General features: G+C 72.0%; 13 protein-coding genes. 4 read left to right on the top strand and 9 right to left on the bottom strand.

The window, feature by feature from the left end; genetic code table 11:
• The first annotated feature begins 134 nt into the window (after positions 1-134).
• Positions 135-1,190 carry a glycosyltransferase family 2 protein gene (locus AB0M08_RS43120; RefSeq protein WP_364506751.1) on the top strand — a complete coding sequence of 352 codons (1,056 nt, stop codon included), beginning with the start codon at positions 135-137 and terminating at the stop codon, positions 1,188-1,190.
• 178 nt (positions 1,191-1,368) lie between these two features.
• Positions 1,369-2,472: a hypothetical protein gene (locus AB0M08_RS43115; RefSeq protein WP_364506748.1), complete on the top strand. Its 1,104-nt coding sequence runs from the start codon at positions 1,369-1,371 to the stop codon at positions 2,470-2,472.
• Between the two features lie 307 nt (positions 2,473-2,779).
• Here the strand turns inward: AB0M08_RS43115 and AB0M08_RS43110 are convergent, their stop codons facing one another.
• From AB0M08_RS43110 to AB0M08_RS43100, 3 genes are all read right to left on the bottom strand, one after another.
• Positions 2,780-5,035, bottom strand: a complete 2,256-nt coding sequence (locus tag AB0M08_RS43110) for an FdhF/YdeP family oxidoreductase (RefSeq protein WP_364506746.1) — start codon at positions 5,033-5,035, stop codon at positions 2,780-2,782.
• 84 nt (positions 5,036-5,119) lie between these two features.
• Positions 5,120-6,319 (bottom strand): hypothetical protein, encoded by a 1,200-nt coding sequence (locus AB0M08_RS43105; RefSeq protein ID WP_364506743.1) that lies wholly within the window; start codon positions 6,317-6,319, stop codon positions 5,120-5,122.
• Between the two features lie 30 nt (positions 6,320-6,349).
• Positions 6,350-8,350 carry an MDR family MFS transporter gene (locus tag AB0M08_RS43100; protein ID WP_364506741.1) on the bottom strand — a complete coding sequence of 667 codons (2,001 nt, stop codon included), beginning with the start codon at positions 8,348-8,350 and terminating at the stop codon, positions 6,350-6,352.
• Positions 8,351-8,505: 155 nt separating this feature from the next.
• Between AB0M08_RS43100 and AB0M08_RS43095 the strand changes: the two genes are divergently transcribed.
• On the top strand, positions 8,506-9,507 hold the full coding sequence (locus AB0M08_RS43095; RefSeq protein WP_364506738.1) for an SDR family NAD(P)-dependent oxidoreductase: 1,002 nt from the start codon (positions 8,506-8,508) through the stop codon (positions 9,505-9,507).
• A 247-nt stretch (positions 9,508-9,754) separates the two neighbouring features.
• Here the strand turns inward: AB0M08_RS43095 and AB0M08_RS43090 are convergent, their stop codons facing one another.
• Entirely contained in the window at positions 9,755-10,297 is a 543-nt protein-coding gene (locus tag AB0M08_RS43090; protein ID WP_364506736.1) for a TetR family transcriptional regulator, read from the bottom strand.
• 338 nt (positions 10,298-10,635) lie between these two features.
• Between AB0M08_RS43090 and AB0M08_RS43085 the strand changes: the two genes are divergently transcribed.
• Positions 10,636-11,907, top strand: coding sequence for a hypothetical protein (locus AB0M08_RS43085; protein ID WP_364506733.1), 1,272 nt, complete (start codon positions 10,636-10,638; stop codon positions 11,905-11,907).
• Between the two features lie 68 nt (positions 11,908-11,975).
• Here AB0M08_RS43085 and AB0M08_RS43080 read toward each other — a convergent pair whose 3' ends face one another.
• The 5 genes from AB0M08_RS43080 to AB0M08_RS43060 form a co-directional block, all read right to left on the bottom strand.
• Complete coding sequence (locus AB0M08_RS43080) at positions 11,976-12,272, bottom strand: MoaD/ThiS family protein (protein ID WP_364506731.1); 297 nt, start codon at positions 12,270-12,272, stop codon at positions 11,976-11,978.
• Complete coding sequence (locus tag AB0M08_RS43075; protein ID WP_364506728.1) at positions 12,269-13,384, bottom strand: sialidase family protein; 1,116 nt, start codon at positions 13,382-13,384, stop codon at positions 12,269-12,271. The genes AB0M08_RS43080 and AB0M08_RS43075 overlap by 4 nt, the downstream gene beginning before the upstream one ends.
• Positions 13,385-13,435: 51 nt before the next feature.
• Positions 13,436-14,956, bottom strand: a complete 1,521-nt coding sequence (locus AB0M08_RS43070; protein WP_364506725.1) for a methyl-accepting chemotaxis protein — start codon at positions 14,954-14,956, stop codon at positions 13,436-13,438.
• Between the two features lie 84 nt (positions 14,957-15,040).
• Complete coding sequence (locus AB0M08_RS43065) at positions 15,041-15,712, bottom strand: response regulator (protein WP_364506722.1); 672 nt, start codon at positions 15,710-15,712, stop codon at positions 15,041-15,043.
• Positions 15,709-17,667: DUF4118 domain-containing protein (locus tag AB0M08_RS43060; protein WP_364506719.1), on the bottom strand; the 1,959-nt coding region annotated here is incomplete at its 5' end. The genes AB0M08_RS43060 and AB0M08_RS43065, both read right to left, overlap by 4 nt.

The raw sequence follows: 17,667 nt of genomic DNA, 5'->3' as shown, positions 1-17,667 counted from the left end.
ATTCATAGGAATACCAGTCTTCCCTCCAGGCCGACCGCCTGATAGGTCAGCCACAGGATCACCGGCTACAACTACCCGCTCCCGCTACACAGCGTAACAGCGGCTCCAGCCGCCCGAATCCCGGAGCAGCGACTTTGCGCCCCCACGTCAGCATCGTCATCCCCACACACACCGAACGCCGATGGGAGTCGTTCCGTCGCACCGTCGCCTCCGCGCAACGGCAGACCCACCCCGCCGCCGAGATCGTGGCCGCCGTCGATCACCACCCGGCGCTCGCGACACGGATCAGGCGGGAGCTTCCCGAGATCAAGGTCTGCGAGAACGCGTACGACCGGGGCGTGTCCGGCACCCGCAACACCGGGGCGGCCCACACGCGTACCCCGCTGATCGCCTTCCTCGACGACGACACGGTCGCCGCACCCACCTGGCTGGCCCGCCTGATCGAACCCTTCGCCGACCCGGCCGTGGTCGGCACCGGCGGCGGCATCCTCCCCGCGTGGGAGGGCCCGCGCCCGCGCTGGTGGCCCGACGAGCTGCTCTGGGCGGTCGGCGTCTCGTACGCCGGCATGCCGACCGAGACCGCCCGCATCCGCAACGTCTGGTCCGCCGGCATGGCCGTCCGCCGCGACGCGTTCGACCTGGTCGGCGGCTTCCGCACCGGTTTCGGCAAGCTCGGCGACCGCAACCGCCCCGAGGACACCGAACTCTGCCTGCGGATGAGCGCCGAGACCGGCGGCTCCTGGATGTACGTCCCCGGCGCCGTGATCGACCACGAGGTCCCGGCCTCCCGCTCCACCTTCACCTTCCTGATGCGCCGCTGCTACCACGAGGGCCGCGGCAAGGTCCAGATGGCCACCCTGCTCGCCACCTCCCCACCCACGCGCGCCCCCTCGTCCCTCCCCTCCGCCGCCCCGTCCTCCCCCGTCTCCCCCTCCCCCGCCTCCCCCTCGCCTGCCTCTCCCCGCCCTTCCTCCCTCTCCGGCGCCGCCGCCCGTTCCGCCGCTGACGAGGCGCTGTCGACCGAAACCGATTACCTGAGGCGCACGCTCCCCCGCGCCGTCGTCCGCAACCTCATCGACGCCTCCCGGGGCCGCGGCGCCGTCCACGCCCTGCGCGCCGGCACGGTCATCGCGGCCGTCGCTGCCGCCGGCCTCGGCGGCGGGGTCGAGGCGGTTTCCACCCTTTTCTGACCGTACGAGCCATCGCCCGGTCCTTCCCCGCGTTTCTCCAGCCCAAACGCCCCCACCCGGTTACGGTAAGTGGAGAAAGATCCTTTTTGTCAGGCTTTTCCCGCCCGGTCCGGTCCGCCCGTTCCCATTACCCGGCGACGACCGCTCCCCGGGCGGGCCGCTCGGGAGGGCACTGTTCATGAGTAAGGCATTCGGGAGGCCCGCGGCCCTGTTCACCGCACTGGCCGGCGCGACCCTGTTCACCGCCACCCCCGCCACCGCCGGTCCCGCCGGTCCCGCCGCCAGTCCCCCGCACGCCGCGCTGTCCGGCGCCACCGCGCTGCCGGGTGACGCCGCCACAGCGGGCGCCATCGCACTACCCGGCGACGGCTCCCCCAAGCCCGCACCGCCCGGCTACGACATCAACGTCGGCGTGAAGACCGCCAAGACCACCTGCTCCGGCACCCAGGACGAACGCTGGTCCGACTGGCAGAAGGTCACCGCCCCCGACGGCTTCTACATCGACAACAACCACGTCCGCGTCGATTGGCTGAAGGCCCGCGGCGCCCGCAACGAGTACCAGATGACCTTCGACGACTACATCTTCGTCGACCCGAAGAAGCCCGACCTCGCCTACCCCACCGCCATCTCCGCCCGCATCTTCTCCCGCAGCCCCAAGCCCCGCTGCTCCGACCCGGGCCAGGCCGCCATCCGCATCAGCGGCGACTTCTCCGAGGCCCTCCTGGTCCCCCTGCCCCCCAGCAAGCCCGTCCCCCTGACTCCGCTCCCCCCAACCACCATCACCAAGGCCGCCCCCAGTGTCATCCCCCCACCGGCCCCGGGCACTACTCCACCGGCCTCGGGCACTACTCCACCGGCCACCGGCACCACCCCGCCCAAGAAGCCTGCTCAGGCCACCACACCCACGGCCCCAGCCCCAGCCGGCAAGCCCGCCACCATCACGGGCCAGCCCACCACCGGCACGCCTGCCCCTGGCAAGCCCGCCCCCGCCAAGCCCGCTGTCCCCACCGGACAGACGACCGCCGACGCCCCGGCCCGCCCGGCCAACCCAGCCCCCGCCAACCCAGCTGCTCCGGCAAACCCGGCACCTGCAGCGCCGCCCGCGGCCGCACCCATCGCCGCGGTACCAGCTGCTCCGGCCGCACCCATCGCCGCGGCCCCAGCCGCCGCAGCCCCGGCCGCACCCGCTCCCGCAGCTCCGGCCGCTGGGAAGCCCGCTCCCGCGGGCCCGGCCCCCGCCGCACCGGCACCTGCGGCTCCCGGCGCCCCTGGCCAGCCATGACCACCGATACGGCACCCACTCGGCGCTCCTGACCCACCGCTACTCCGATGGGCGACCCCTCCCCGACAGAGGGCTCGCCCATCACCGTTCCCAGGCCCACCCGCGTTCGCCTCGCGGGTCCCTCGCGAGAAATCCCGCCCGCCCGGGCAGCCCGGTGGGCAGCCAACGGCCAACGGCAAACGGGCAGCCGGCCAACGGCCAACGGCCAACGGACAGCCGGGCAGCCGGGCAGCCGGGCAGCGGCCAACGGCCAACGGACAGCCGGGCAGCGGACGGGCGGGGCCGATGGTGGACGGATTCGGTGAGGTCAAGGAGCGGGGCGCTCCAGGCGGATGATCACCCACTTCGAGGTCGGTGTGCCGCTCTCCGCGGCCTGGGAGTCGAGGGGGACCAGCGGGTTCGTCTCCGGGTAGTACGCCGCGACGCAGCCCTTCGGGGTGTCGTAGGCGACCAGGCGGAATCGGTCGGCCCGGCGCTCCACACCGTCCTCCCACTCGGAGATCAGGTTGACCACCTCGCCGTCGCGGAAACCGAGCTCGGTCAGGTCGTCGGCGTTGATGAAGACGACGCGGCGGCCCGCGTAGATGCCCCGATACCGGTCGTCGAGCCCGTACACCGTGGTGTTGAACTGGTCGTGGCTGCGCAGCGTCTGCAGGACCAGCCGGCCCGGCGGCACCGTCATCACCTGGAGCGGGCTGACCGTGAAGACGGCGCGACCCTCGGGCGTCGGGAAGCTCCGCGAGTCCCGCGGCGGATGCGGCATGGTGAAGCCACCGCTGTTGATCTTCGCGGCGTAGTCGTCGCAGCCCGGGACGACGCGGCCGATGCTCTCCCGGATGTTCTCGTAGTCGCTCGCGAAGGACGGCCACGGGATGTCGTGCCGGTCGCCGAGCACGGCCTGCGCGATGCCGCAGATGATGTCCACCTCGGAACGCAGCAGCTCCCCCGCCGGCTCCGAGCGGCCCCGCGACGCGTGCACGGCCGACATCGAGTCCTCCACCGTGATCCGCTGCACCCGCCCGCCGGTGGTGTCCTGCTCCGTACGCCCCAGCGTCGGCAGGATCAGCGCCGTGCGACCCGCCTCGATGTGACTCCGGTTGAGCTTCGTCGAGATCTGCACCGTGAGCGCGGCGTTCCGCATCGCCGCCGCCGTCACCTCGGTGTCCGACATCGCCGCCACGAAGTTCCCGCCGAGCGCGATGAAGACCTCCGCCCGGCCGTCCCGGAAGACCCGCACCGCGTCCGCCGCGTCCACCCCGTGATGCCGGGGCGGGTCGAACCCGAACTCCGCGCGCAACCGGTCGAGGAGGATCGCGGGCGGCTTCTCCCAGATGCCCATGCTCCGGTCGCCCTGCACGTTGGAGTGCCCGCGCACCGGGCAGAGCCCCGCACCGGGCTTGCCGATCATGCCCTGGAGCAGCGCGACGTTGACGAACTCCTTGATCGTCGCGACCGCGTTGTGGTGCTGGGTGATACCCATCGCCCAGCAGTGCACGATCCGCTTCGAGGTGGCCAGCATGTCCGCCGCCTCCTCGATCTCCGCCCAGGTCAGCCCGGTCGCCGCGAGCACCTCGTCCCGGTCCACCTTGGCGATGTGCTCGCGCCACTCGTCGAACCCGACCGTGGACGAGTCGATGAACTCCTCGTCGGCCACGCCCCGCTCCAGCAGCAGCTGGGCGATCGCCTGCCAGAGCGCGAGGTCCCCGTTGGACCGGATCCGCAGCAGCCTGTCGGCGAGCGCCGTGCCGTTGCCGACCAGCCCGCGCGGCTTCTGCGGGTTGTCGAAGCGCAGCAGACCGGCCTCGGGCAGCGGGTTGATCGCCAGGATCCGGGCGCCGTCCCGCTTGGCGATCTCCAGCGCGGTGAGCATCCGCGGGTGGTTGGTGCCCGGGTTCTGCCCCGAGACGACGATCAGGTCGGCCTGGTGCAGGTCCTCCAGGGTGACCGAGCCCTTGCCGACCCCGATCGTCCGGTTCAGCGCGGTGCCGGTGGACTCGTGGCACATGTTCGAGCAGTCCGGCAGGTTGTTGGTGCCGAACGCCCGCGCGAAGAGCTGGTAGACGTACGCCGCCTCGTTGCTGGCCCGCCCCGAGGTGTAGAAGACCGCCTCGTCCGGGCTGTCCAGCGCGCCCATGTGCGACCCGATCAGCGCGAACGCGTCCGCCCAGGAGATCGGCTCGTAGTGCGTGCCGCCGTCGCGCCGCACCATCGGGTGGGTCAGCCGCCCCTGCTTCTCCAGCCAGTGGTCGGTCTGCCCGGCCAGCTCGGCGATCGGGTGCGCGGCGAAGAACGCGGGCCCCACGGTCGCGCGGGTGCCCTCCCAGGAGACCGCCTTCGCCCCGTTCTCACAGAACTCGGCGGCGTGCCGGTGCCCCTGCGGGTCGGGCCAGGCGCAGCTCATGCAGTCGAACCCGTCGTGCTGGTTCAGCGTCCGCAGATTGCGCACCGTCTTGCGTACGCCCATCTTCTGCACCGCGTTGGCCAGGCTGAGCCGCACCGCCTTGAGGCCCGCGGCATGATCGGCGGGCGGGCCGACCCGCAGATCGGCATCCTCGAAAGACATCAGACCCTCCCCAAAAGGCTCACCCGCCAGTCTCCCCCTTCCCCCTGGGAGAAGGTCCATAGGGAGGGCACGCAAAAAAGAGATCTAAGAGTTCTGCTCGCGCAGTTCGGCCACGACCTCGGGGGACGGCCAGTCGTCCACCCGGTAGCGCGACGGCGAGAGCAGCGGCTCCGGCTCCAGCCCGGCCAGGACCGCCACCGCGTCCCACGAGGCGCGGAACTGCGGCCCCTCCTCCGGGTCGACGAACGCCACCGAGTCCGCCCGGGGCAGCAGCGTGCTCACCCCGGCCGTCCAGACCGCGATGGTCTCCGGCGGCCCGCCCGGCGGCTCCGCGGCGAGCAGCCCGCCGACGTGCACCTCCACCCCGGCCTGGGCGTACTGTTCGGAGAGCCAGTTGGTCTGCCCGTGGTACTCGGTCAATGCCAGCAGCGTCGCCGCCCGCCGAGCCGGCACATGGTGCGGATGACCCACCGGCGGGGCGTACGCGGTGGTCCGCCCGTCCTCCCCGGCGATGTACCCGACCGGCGAGAGACTGCGCGGCGCCTCCTTGAAGTGCTGGTCCACCAGGTTGTAGAACGGCTCCGCGTCGGTGCGCGGCATCGGGCACAGCAGCAGCGTGTTGTTGTCCGGCGCGAACGCGAGCACCGGCCCGCCCAGCCGATCGCCCACCTCGGCGAGCCACCCCGGCACCAGCAGCAGCGAGGTGAAGTACCCGTCGCCGTCGTCCAGCATGCTGATCAGCGGCTGCCCCTCGGGCCACGACCGGTCCAGCGACCGGCGGGCGATCTCGGCCAGGTTGCCGCGGGCGGTGGCGAACACCTCGTCCGCCGAGACGCCCCACTCGTCCACCCGGTCCGGTACCACGTACGCCATCGCGTCCGGCTGATCCACCACGACCAGCTCTTTCAGGTACGGCAACGCGCCCCGCGAGATCGGCGGCCGCATCCCCGGCGGCCCGGCCGACCCGAAGGTGACCGGGCGCAGGACGGGCCGCAACTTCGGGCGTACGGTGTCCCAATCCTCGCGCTGTGGCGGCGCCGCCATGATCCGGACCAGCTTGGCCAGCCGGTCACGGCGCTCCGCCGGGGTGGCGTCCGCGGTCTCCCGGAAGATGTTGGCCAGGTACAGGTGGGCCGGCCCGGCCGTCCCGGTGCGGTAGATGGAGATCGCGAAGTCCTCCGGCCGGTGGACCGCACGCTCCACACCGGGGGTGCTGCGGGCCACGCGGAGGGCCAGCGCCGCGAAACGGCGCCGGGGCGAGACGAACCGGTCCAGCAATCCCACGGCGGAACCCTAGCCGACCCGGCGCCCGGATCAGGAACGCCCGGGTCCGGCGGGCATCGGCTGCTCCTCGTCGACCAGCCGGGTGGCGATGTTCGCCAGGGCCTGATCGAGCAGCGCGCGGTCGCCCGGATCGGTCATCGTGAAGTCCTCCAGGCGGGCGCCGAGCCACTGCTGCCACGCGTGCCTGACCCGCTCGAACTGCTCCTGCCCGGTGTCGGTGAGCGCGACGACGTCGCCGTCCTGCCGCGCGAACCCGGCGGCGAACAGGTCCTCGAAGGCCGGCCGGAGCACCTCCGGCGGCACCCGGTGGGTACGGGCTATCCGGCCCAGGTCGGCCCGGCCGAGCGCCCGGGTGTGCAGGTGGGTCTGCCCGAGCGCCCACGCCTGGGAATGGCTGAGCCGACCGCCCGAGTCGGCGAGGATCTCCTCGAAGACGGTCCGGTCGTGGCCCGCCTTGCGCATCGTGTCGCTGATCGCCCGCTCCAGCTGGACCACCCGGTCGGCCGAGGCCGGCGGCGCGAACCCCTCGCCCACCTCGCCGGCCTGCGCCCGGGCCGCCCCGCGCAGCGGCATCTCCTTCAGGAACCAGGCGACCACGAACCCGAGGACCGCCACCGGTACGACCCAGCGGAAGACGTACGAGATGGTATCCGCGTACGCCTGAATGATCGGATCTGCCTGCGACGCCGGAAGGGCGTGCAGCGCGGAGGGGCTGGAAGCCGCGGAAGAGGACGAAACAGCAGAATAGGACGACAGCTTGTTGCTGTACAGCGTCCCGAAGATGGCCGTACCGAAAGAGCTCCCCAGGGTCCGGAAGAACGTCACGCCGGAGGTCGCCGTCCCCAGGTCCGCGTAGGGCACCGTGTTCTGCACGACGATCGTCAGCACCTGCATGGACAGGCCGATCCCCATCCCCAGCACGAACATGTAGAGCGACATCAGCCACGCGCTGGTGTCCGGGGAGAGCGTCGACATCAGCCACAGCCCGAGGGCCATCACCGCGGTCCCGGCGATCGGGAAGACCTTGTACCGGCCGGTCCGGCTGACGATGTTGCCGCTGACGATCGACGTACAGAAGAGGCCCGCGACCATCGGCAGCGTCCGCACCCCCGACGCCGTCGCCGAGACCCCGTCCACGTACTGCAGATAGGTCGGCAGGTAGGTCATCGCGCCGAGCATCGCGAAGCCGACGATGAAGCTGAGCGTGGAGCAGACCACGAAGACCGAGTTCCGGAAGAGCCGCATCGGCAGCATCGGCTCCGGCACCCGCAGTTCGACCAGGACGAACCCGGTCAGCAGCAGCGCCGAGCCGACGAAGAGGCCGACGATCACCGCCGAGCCCCAGGCGTACTCGTTGCCGCCCCAGGAGAGCGCCAGGATCATCCCGGACGAGCCGAGCGCCACCAGCGCGATGCCGGCGTAGTCGATCACCGGCCGGCTCTCCGACCGGAGCGACGGGATGGCCCGCGCCGCGATGACCAGCACCACGGCCGCCACCGGCAGGTTGATGTAGAACGCCCAGTGCCAGCTCAGGTGGTCGGTGAAGAGGCCACCCAGGGTCGGCCCGACGACCGTGGTCACGCCGAAGACCGCACCGAGCGCGCCCTGATACTTCCCCCGGTCACGCAGCGGGATGACGTCCGCGATCAGGGCCATCGCGGTCACCATCAGCCCGCCGCCGCCGATCCCCTGGACCGCCCGCGCCCCGATCAGCATGATCATGTCCTGCGCGGCGCCGCAGACCGCCGAGCCGGCCACGAAGATCACCGCGCTCACCTGGAAGATCGCCTTACGCCCGAAGAGGTCGCCGAACTTGCCGGCCAGCACGGTGGCGATCGTCTCGGCCAGCAGGTAGGCGGTGACCACCCAGGACATGTGCCCGGCGCCACCGAGATCGGACACGATCGTCGGCAGCGCGGTCGAGACGATGGTCTGGTCCAGCGCGGCCAGCAGCATCCCGAGCAGGATCGCGACGAAGACGACGTTGGTCTGGCGCCGGCTCACCACAGCGGGGGCGTCAGCGGCGGACATGAGATCAGTCTCGCGGCCTTCAGCCGCCCTTCGGGCCGAGATCCGAAAATCACTTCTCCCGTACGGCCGGAGCCGGCGCATCGTTCCGCCCACCGCCGCACACGAAGTAAACTAAGTTCACTTCCACCGGTAAACTTAGTTCACTTGGAGCCTCGATGACGGTGTTGACCTCGAACAGCTCGGTCGGCGACTGGCTGGCACACCCGGAGGGCGGCCCCGCCCTGCGCGAACTGCTCGCCCACGGCGGCTTCGACGAGTCCGTGCTCGCACCGGTCCGCGGCCTCCCGCTCCAGCAGCTCGCCGCGATGAGCCAGGGCCGGATGCCGCAGTCGGTCATCGACGAGCTGGTCCTGCGGGTCAACGACGGCGTCGCCCCGGACGAGGACGCCGACGACGGCTCCTGGCGCGAGAAGATCACCCCGGGGCGCTTCGACGGCCGTACCGTGATCGTCACCGGCGCCGCCTCCGGCATCGGCCGCGCCACCGCCTCCCGGGTGGCCCGCGAGGGCGGCCGGGTGATCGCCGTCGACATCACCGCGGAGAAGCTCACCGAGCTCGCCGCCGAGCTGGGCGAGGCGATCGTCGCGGTACCCGCCGACATCACGAACCCCGCCGACATCGAGCGCGTCGTCGCCGCCGCCGGCCCGCGCATCGACGGCCTCGCCAACATCGCCGGCGTCCTCGACGACTTCACCCCGATCCACGAGACCTCCGACAAGGTCTGGGAACGCGTCTTCGCGGTCAACGTCGACGGCGTCTTCAAGCTGACCCGCGCGGTCGTCCCCGCGATGCTCGCCGCCAAGCGCGGATCCATCGTCAACGTCGCCTCCGAGGCCGCTCTCCGGGGCAACGCGGCCGGTGTCGCCTACACCGCCTCCAAGCACGCCGTCCTCGGCATCACCCGCAACACCGCTTTCATGTACGGCCCCGAGGGCCTGCGCGTCAACGCCGTCGCCCCGGGCGGCGTGGCGACCGGCATGGTCCCGCAGAACCAGTCCGACTACGGCCTCGCCCGCACCGGCGCCTTCCTCCGCCTGATCCCCCCGGTCGCCACCGCCGAGCACCTCGCCGCCTCCATCACGTTCCTGCTCTCCGACGACGCCGTGAACCTCAACGGCGTCACGCTCCCCTCCGACGGCGGCTGGTCCATCCAGTAGCCGCCCGGCTGGTCCTCACGGCTGTGCCGGACACCCGGACACACCCCTGAGGACCAGCCAGAACCGCGACCCGCGCCACGGCCCGGCGCGGGCACGGACGACGCGGGCCCCACCCGCCGCGAGGCCGTAACCGGGCACGGCCGTAACGCGCCTCCCGGTCTTGGCTGGTCCTCAGGGGTCCGTCAACACCCCTGAGGGACCCCTGAGGACCAGCCGAGACCGGGGCGTGCGCTGCGGCCGGGAGTGGTCAGGGGGTGATCAGCTGCTGGAGGAGGGCGCCGTAGCGGGTGATCACGGTGCGGGGGTCGGTCGCGACCAGGGTCTCGTCGGCGACCACCCAGAGGGCGTACAGCAGGCCGCCGACGACCGCGGCGGCGAGGCGGGCACGCAGGTCGGCGTCGGGGCCGGTCAGGCGGTTGCGGAGCGGGGCGACGAAGGTGCGCTCGTGGATGGCCTGGAGCCGGGACTTGATCCGGTCCTCGTTGCTGCCGCGGACCAGGGCCAGGTAGACGCCGCGCATGTCGTCGTCGGCGAGCAGCCGCTCCACGAAGCACTCGCCGAACCGCTCGAGCGGGACGTCCAGCAGGGGTTCGTCGTCGAGACTCAGCTGCATCGTCTCCAGGAAGAGCAGCTCCTTGGTGCCGAAGTGGCGGATAACCAGGGCCGGGTTGCTCTGCGCGAGGGCGGCGATGTCGCGGACCGACGTACGGGCGAAACCGCGCTCCCGGAACAGCCGGGCCGCCGCCGAGCGGATCTCGTCGCGGGTCGCCGCACCTGTCCGCCTCGCCATGCCACTGATCGTAGGGGCCGGGTTCGCGCTGGTCACACGCCGGTCGTCCATACCGCACCAGGTTCCCCAGGAGCGTCTAAATGCCGTTATTTCAGCTGATCGTATGAATGATCAGCGGGGTCCGTGATGGGCTGTCCCGGTCATGGCAACCGCCAGATCCGAGAGGACAGACATGGGCAAGGCGGAACGGACGACCGACTGACCCGGGCACCTCTACATCGCACCGAACGCCCGAATTAAACGATTTTTCCGGATATTTGGGCAGATCAGGGTAATACCTGGCTTGTCCGTGATGGGCTGTTCGGGTATCAGGAACCCACCCCACGGAAAGGACAGACATGAGCAAGGCGACACGCAGGCTGACCGTGGCGGGCCTGGGTCTGCTGGCCGGCGCGACCTTCGGAGCCGGAGCAGCCCACGCCACACCCGCGAATCAACACTCGGACGACCTGTTCGGCTGGTACGCCGACCACGCGTCCTGCGAATCGGTCAGCTCAGTGGGCACCCGGCTGGGGATCTGGGACCACCACGACTGCGACGCGCGCCCGCACGGGGCGGGCCGCCAGTACGTGCTGGTCGTCGACCTGGACGACCGGGTGCCCCACCTGCCGGGCGGCGCCGGCCCCACGGACGGGAATCCCGGTATACCCGGCTGGCCCGCCTGGCTCGGCTTCCCCTCCTGGGCGGACCGGAACGCCTGGTGCGACTGGGACGGCTGGAAGAGCATCGACCTCACCCCCGGCTCGGGTTTCCCGGCCGGCTTCCCGTTCAGCGACGGCCCCTCCGATCACGGCTCCCCGTTCGGCGACGGCTTCCCGTTCGGTCATGGCTCCCCGTTCGGCGACGGCTTCCCCTTCGGCCACGGTTTCCCCTTCGGCCACGGCTCTCCGTCAGGCGACGCGGCCCCGACAGGCCACGCGGCCCCGGACGCCGGCGACGAGCCCAGCGACGACAGCATCGCCGGAAGCAAGGGTCGCCCGGATCCCGCCCCGCGACCGCATCACCCACCCGGCGACCGCGACTGCCCGTGTGACGAGCCCGGCCCGGGTGAACCCGCCGACGAGCCCGGCCCGGGTGAACCCGCCGACGCGAGCGAGCCCGCCGACGCGAGCGAGCCGGGCGTCCCCAGCGAGCCCAGCGACGTGACGGGTTACGGCGACATCTCCGGGTCCAGCGACGACGAGGCCCCGGAACCGCCCGCCGAGGAGCCGCCCGCCCCGCCGGTGAAGGACCACACCCGGCCCGCCGCCGACAAGCCCGCCCCGCCGGCCGACGAGCCCACCGACGACACGAACGCACCGACCAGCGCCTCCGGCGAGCCCGACCTCCCGCCGCCGCCCCCGCCAGCCGACGACGTGCCGCCCCCGCCGGCCGACGACGTGCCGCCCCCGCCGGCCGATGACGTGCCGCCGCCCGCGGGAGACGTGCCGCCGCCTCCGGCCGATGACGTGCCGCCGCCCGCGGGAGACGTGCCGCCGCCTCCGCCCGGCGCGGCCTGCCCGTGCCCGGCCCCGAGTGGTCTGACCGTCAACCTGACCATCGTCCAGCCGCCCGCCGGCCCCGGCCCGGAGCACCCCGCGCCCCGCACCGAGCGGGTCCGCAACGGCTGACACGTCCGTACGGGAAGGAAGCAAGCGGTGGCCGGCGCGGGAGAGCCCGGCCACCGCTGCCTTTCTCCTCAACCGCCGGCCATCGCCCCGACCACCAGGTACGGCTCCTCCCCGCTCGCGACCCGGGAGGGCAGCGGCGCGTCCGGCGGCTCGTTGGAGAGGTCTTCCTCGCAGGCGAAGAAGCGCACCAGCGGCCGCCGTCTCCCGGTCTCCCGGTCCCGGATGGTCCCGCGCAGCATCGGGAAGTCGCGCTCGACCGCGTCCAGCACGCCGCGCTGGGTGACCGGCCCGTCCACACTGACCCGCACCTCCTTACCGGCGCCCGCGAGCGTGCGCAGGTGGACCGGGAGGACGACCCGGATCACGGCAGGACCTGGGCTTCCACCGAGAGCACCGGCGGCAGGTCCCGGACGATCGCGGTCCAGTTCTCCCCGGCGTCGGCGGACGCGTACACCTGGCCGCCGCTGGTGCCGAAGTAGATGCCGCACTCGTCGAGGGTGTCGACCGCCATCGCGTCCCGCAGCACGTTGACGTAGCAGTGCGACTGCGGCAGCCCCGCGGTCAGCGGCTGCCATTGTTCGCCGCCGACCCGGCTGCGGTAGACGCGCAACCTACCGTCCATCACGTAGTGGTGCGAGTCGCTGGTGATCGGGACGACGTACACCGTCTCGGGTTCGTGGGCGTGCACCGCGATCGGGAAGCCGAAGTCGGTCGGCAGGTCACCGCTGATCTCCCGCCACCGGCCGCCCGCGTCGTCGGTACGCATCACATCCCAGTGCTTCTGCATGAAGAGCGTGCCCGGCCGGGACGGGTGCATGGCGAGCCGGTGCACGCAGTGGCCCACCTCGGCGTCCTCGTCCGGGATGCCCTGCGAGCGCAGCCCCGCGTTGACTGGTTCCCAGGTGGACCCGCCGTCGTCGGTCCGGAAGACGCCGGCCGCCGAGATCGCGACGTACATCCGGTCGGCGTTCGACGGGTCGAGCAGGATGGTGTGCAGGCACATCCCGCCCGCGCCCGGCGCCCACTGCGGACCGGTGCGGTGCTGTCGCAGCGACGTGAGCTCCTCCCATTTCACCCCGCCGTCGGTGGATTTGTAGAGCGCCGCGTCCTCGGCCCCGGCCCAGACCACGTCCGGGTCGTCGTGGGACGGCTCGAGGTGCCAGATCCGCTTGAACTCCCAGGGGCGCGGGGTGCCGTCGTACCAGAGGTGGTCCCCGACCGGTCCCTGGTAGGTGAAGTCGTTGCCGACCGGGTTCCAGGTGCGCCCGCCGTCCTCGGAACGCTGGATCACCTGCCCGAACCAGCCCGAGGACTGCGATGCCCAGAGCCGGTCGGGGTCGGCCGGGGAGCCGTTGACGTGGTAGATCTCCCAGCCCGCGAAGTGCGGCCCGTCGATCGTCCAATCCTTGCGCGTGCCGTCCGAGCTCAGGACGAACGCGCCCTTGCGTGTGCCCACCAGCAATCGAACTCTGCTCATCGACCCATGGTGCGGGAGACGGGACGGTCACGCAGCCCCATGAAAGAAGGTTCAGCCCTGTAGGGCACGCGCCATCTCGGCCTGTTCGGCGAGCACGTCGTTCATCCGGACCTGGACCGCGTCCATCTTGCCGATCGTCTCGCTGGTGGTGTGGATGCCGGTCGCCACCGTCTCGGCGCTGGCCTGGATCCCGGCGATCTGCTGGGCCACCTTCTGGGTCGCCTCGGCGGTCTCCCGGGCCAGCTCCTTGACCTCGCCGGCGACCACCGCGAAGCCCTTGCCGGACTCGCCGGCCCGGGCCGCCTCGATGGTGGCGTTCAGCGCGAGCAGGTTGGTCTGCTCGGCGATCGACTCGATGATCTTGATGACGTCGCCGATCGCGGTGGACGCCTGGCCCAGCGCGGCCACCTCGGCGGTCATCGCCGAGGCGCGGGCCACCGCCTGCTCGGCCACCTCGGTGGCGTCGCCGCTGGCGCTGCGCAGCCGGTCGACCGTGTCGAGCAGGTTGCGGGCGTTCTCGGCGGCCCGCTCGGAGGCGCGCAGCACGTCGAGCCGTTGCGAGACCAGCTGCTGCACGTTGCGCAGGGCTGCCGCCCGGGACTCGGAGAGGTCGATGTACTCGGTGGTGAAGAAGTCCATCGTGCCGACGATCCGGTCGCCGCTCATGATCGGGAAGCAGACCCCGGAACGGACACCGGCCCGGCCGGCGGCGGGTGCGCGCACACAGTCGGTCAGCTCGGCGAGGTCCCGGACGAAGACCAGGTCCTTGGCCCGCCAGGCCCGCCCGGAGAGCCCGACGCCCTCGGCGAACGTGGCGGCGAGCGTGACCCGGCGGAACTCCTCGCCCGCCGAGCCGGACTCGACCTCGAACTTCAGCACGTTGACGTCCGGGTCGATCTGCCAGTACGACCCGTACGCCCAGCCGAACGCGGTCCGCACGCTGTCCAGCGCGCTGCGCAGCGCGCTCTGGCTGTCGTTCGCCGAGCCCAGCTTGGTGACGACGGTGGTCACCGCCATCCGGTCGTCGGCGACCTGGCGCAGCTCGGCCGAGTTGACCGCGCTGGTCCGGGCCCGTTCGGCGATCCGGGCGATGGCGACGAACTTCTCCTTGCGCGCCGCGTCCAGGTGCAGTGGGTTCGGCGAGTAGTACTCCAGCACCCCGACCACCTCGGTGCCCTTGAGCACCGGCAGCGTCATCCCGGCCACCATGCCCGCCTGCATGGCCGCCTGACAACGACGACAATCCGAGCATTCCTGTACGTTCTCCGCGCCCACCAGCACTTTCCCGCGGTACGCGCGCCCGAGCAGCCCTGAGTCGATCGGCAGCGTCTTCTGGCCCCCGATCACGCTCTGCACCTGCGGGGAGATCCGGCCGGTCTCGTGGATCAGCCGAAGCTGGTTCCCCTCCGGCACCCAGATCGCGCCGTAGCCGAAACCGTGCGACTCGACGGTGCTGGCCACCGTGATCCGCCACGCGGTGGTCTCGTCGATCGCCGTGTCGAGCGCGTTCACCAGCTCCTCCAGCGCCTCGACGTCGCGCGGGATGGGGCGGACGGCCTCGACACGTGCCACGCGTGAACCGAACAGTCCCACGATCGTTCTCCATTCACCCGGCACGGACCGATCACCAGTACTTTCGGCCTTCTACCAGGGAATTTAAGGCCGAAACCGGTATCCCATCCCGGGTTCGGTCAGGAGATGCCGGGGACGGGCCGGATCGTCCTCCAGCTTGCGGCGCAGCCGGGCCATGTACTGCCGCAGGTAGTTCGTCTCGGTCTGGTACTGCGGTCCCCAGACCTCGTGCAGCAGCTCCCGCTGGGTGACCAGCTTGCCGGGGTGCCGGATCAGGTGCTCCAGAAGCTGCCACTCGGTCGGGGTGAGCCGCACGTCCGGGGTGATCGCGTGCTCGGCCAGGTTGATCTCGAAGGCGCCGAGGCTGACCAGCGGGGCGGCGGCGTCCGCCGGGTGCGCCACCCGGCGGGTCACCGCGCGGATCCGGGCCAGCAGCTCGTCCACCCCGAACGGCTTGGTCACGTAGTCGTCGGCGCCGGCGTCCAGGGCGGCCACCTTGTCCGCGCTGCCGGCCCGCCCGGAGAGCACGATGATCGGCACCGTGGTCCAGCCGCGCAGCCCGCTGATCACCTCGGCGCCCTCCATGTCGGGCAGCCCGAGGTCGAGGACGACCAGGTCGGGATGGTGGTGAGCGGCGACGTGCAGGGCCGAGGCACCGTCCCGCGCGGTGTCCACCTCGTAGCCGCGCGCCTTCAGGTTGATCCGCAGCGCCCGGACGATCTGCGGTTCGTCGTCGACGACCAGGATGCGGGTCACGCCGTGTCCAGCGGACCGGAGACCGGCAGCGAGAGGATCATGGTGAGGCCGCCTCCAGGGGTCTCTTCGGGGGTGAGGGTGCCGCCCATCGCCTCGGTCAGGCCGCGGGACAGCGCCAGGCCGAGTCCCACCCCGTTGTGGTTGTCCCGGTCGCCGAGCCGCTGGAACGGCAGGAAGACATCGTCCCACCGGTCCGCCGGGATGCCCGGGCCGTGGTCGATCACCCGGAGCTCCACCGCGTCCCCGTGGGTGCTGCCGGTGACCATCGGTGGCTGGTCCGCGGGGCTGTACCGCAGTGCGTTGGCGATCAGGTTGACCAGGACCCGCTCCAGCAGGCCGGGGTCGGTCTCCAGCAGCGGTAGGTCCTCGGGGACCCGGACCCGGACGGCGAGCCCCGCAGGCCCCAGGTCGTCCAGCGCGCGCGGGACGACCTCCTCGGCGCCGACCGGGATCCGGGTGACGCCGAGCGCGCCGGCCTGCAGGCGGCTCATGTCGAGCAGGTTCGCGACCAGCCGGTCCAGGCGGTCCAGCGACTCGTCGGCGGTGGCCAGCAACTCCTCCCGGTCCTCGTCGTCGAACTGCACCTCGGTGCTGCGCAGACTCGCCACGGACGCCTTGGCCGAGGCCAGCGGCGTACGCAAGTCGTGGGAGACGGCCGCGAGAAGCGCGGTGCGCAACCGGTTCGCCTCGGCCAGGGGTTTCGCGGTGGCCGCCTCGGCGGCCAGCCGCTCCTGGCGCAGCGCGACCGCCGCCTGGGCCGCGAACGCCTCCACCACCCGCCGGTCCGAGGCCTCCAGCGTGTGCCCCTTGAGCCGCAGGTTCAGCCGCTCGTCGACGGTCACGACGACGTCCGCCCCGGCGCCCGCCCGGTACTCGCCCACCACGGCGACCGGGGTGTCCCCCTCCAACAGCGCCACCGACTCCAGCGCGAAGGTCTCCAGGAGACGTTCCAGGAGGGCGGTCAACGGCCGCTGGCCGCGCAGCACGCCACCGGCGACCGCGGCCAGGGTCTGCGCCTCGGCCGACGCCTGCGCCGCCTGCCGGGTCTTGCGCGCGGCGGTGTCCACCACCCAGCTCACCGCGAGCGCCACGACCACGAAGATGCCCAGGGCGAGCAGGTTGTCCGGGGAGGCGATGATGAAACGGCCGTACGGCGGGGTGAAGAACCAGTTCAGCAGCAGCGAGCCGGCGACCGCGGCGAGCAGCGCCGGCCAGAGCCCGCCGATCAGCGCCACGGCCACCACCGCGGCCAGGAACAGCAGGATGTCGTTGACCAGCGGCGGGTCCGGCACGATCGAGAGCACCGCGGTGAGCAGTGGCAGTCCGGTCAGCACGGTGCCGAACCCGGCGATCCGGCGGCCCCGGGAGAGCGCGGCCGGCATCGGGGCACGGCGGGTGCCGCGCCCGGCCCGCTCGTGGGTGACCAGGTGGACGTCGATGGAGCCGGAGAGCGAGGTGGTGGTCACCCCGACCCCGGCGCTGAGCAGCTGGGCGAACCGGCTCCGGCTGGAGACGCCGAGCACGATCTGGGTGGCGTTGACGCCCCGGGCGAACTCCAGCAGCGCGCGCGAGACGTCGGTGCCGGAGACCTGGTGGTACGACCCGTCCAGGCTCTCGACCAGGACCCGCTGCCGGGCCAGCACCGCGGGATCGGCGCCGGCCAGTCCGTCGTTGCGTGTCACGTGTACGGCGAGCAGGTCGGCCCCCCTGCTCCGGGCCGCGATCCGCGCCGCCCGCCGGATCAGGGTCTCCCCCTCCGGACCGCCCGCGAGCGCCACCACCACCCGCTCCCGGGTCTCCCAGGTCGCGTCGATGCCCTGGTCGGCGCGGTACCGGTCGAGCTGGTCCTCGACCTTGTCGGCGAGCCAGAGCAGCGCCAGCTCCCGCAACGCCGTCAGGTTCCCGGTCCGGAAGTAGTTGCCGAGCGCCGCGTCGATCTTCTCCGGCCGGTAGAC

This window comes from Actinoplanes sp. NPDC051851, assembly GCF_040681165.1.
Lineage (GTDB): Bacteria > Actinomycetota > Actinomycetes > Mycobacteriales > Micromonosporaceae > Actinoplanes.
The sequence above is the reverse complement of the archived record's forward strand: the minus strand, read 5'-3'. Positions and strand labels throughout refer to the sequence as shown.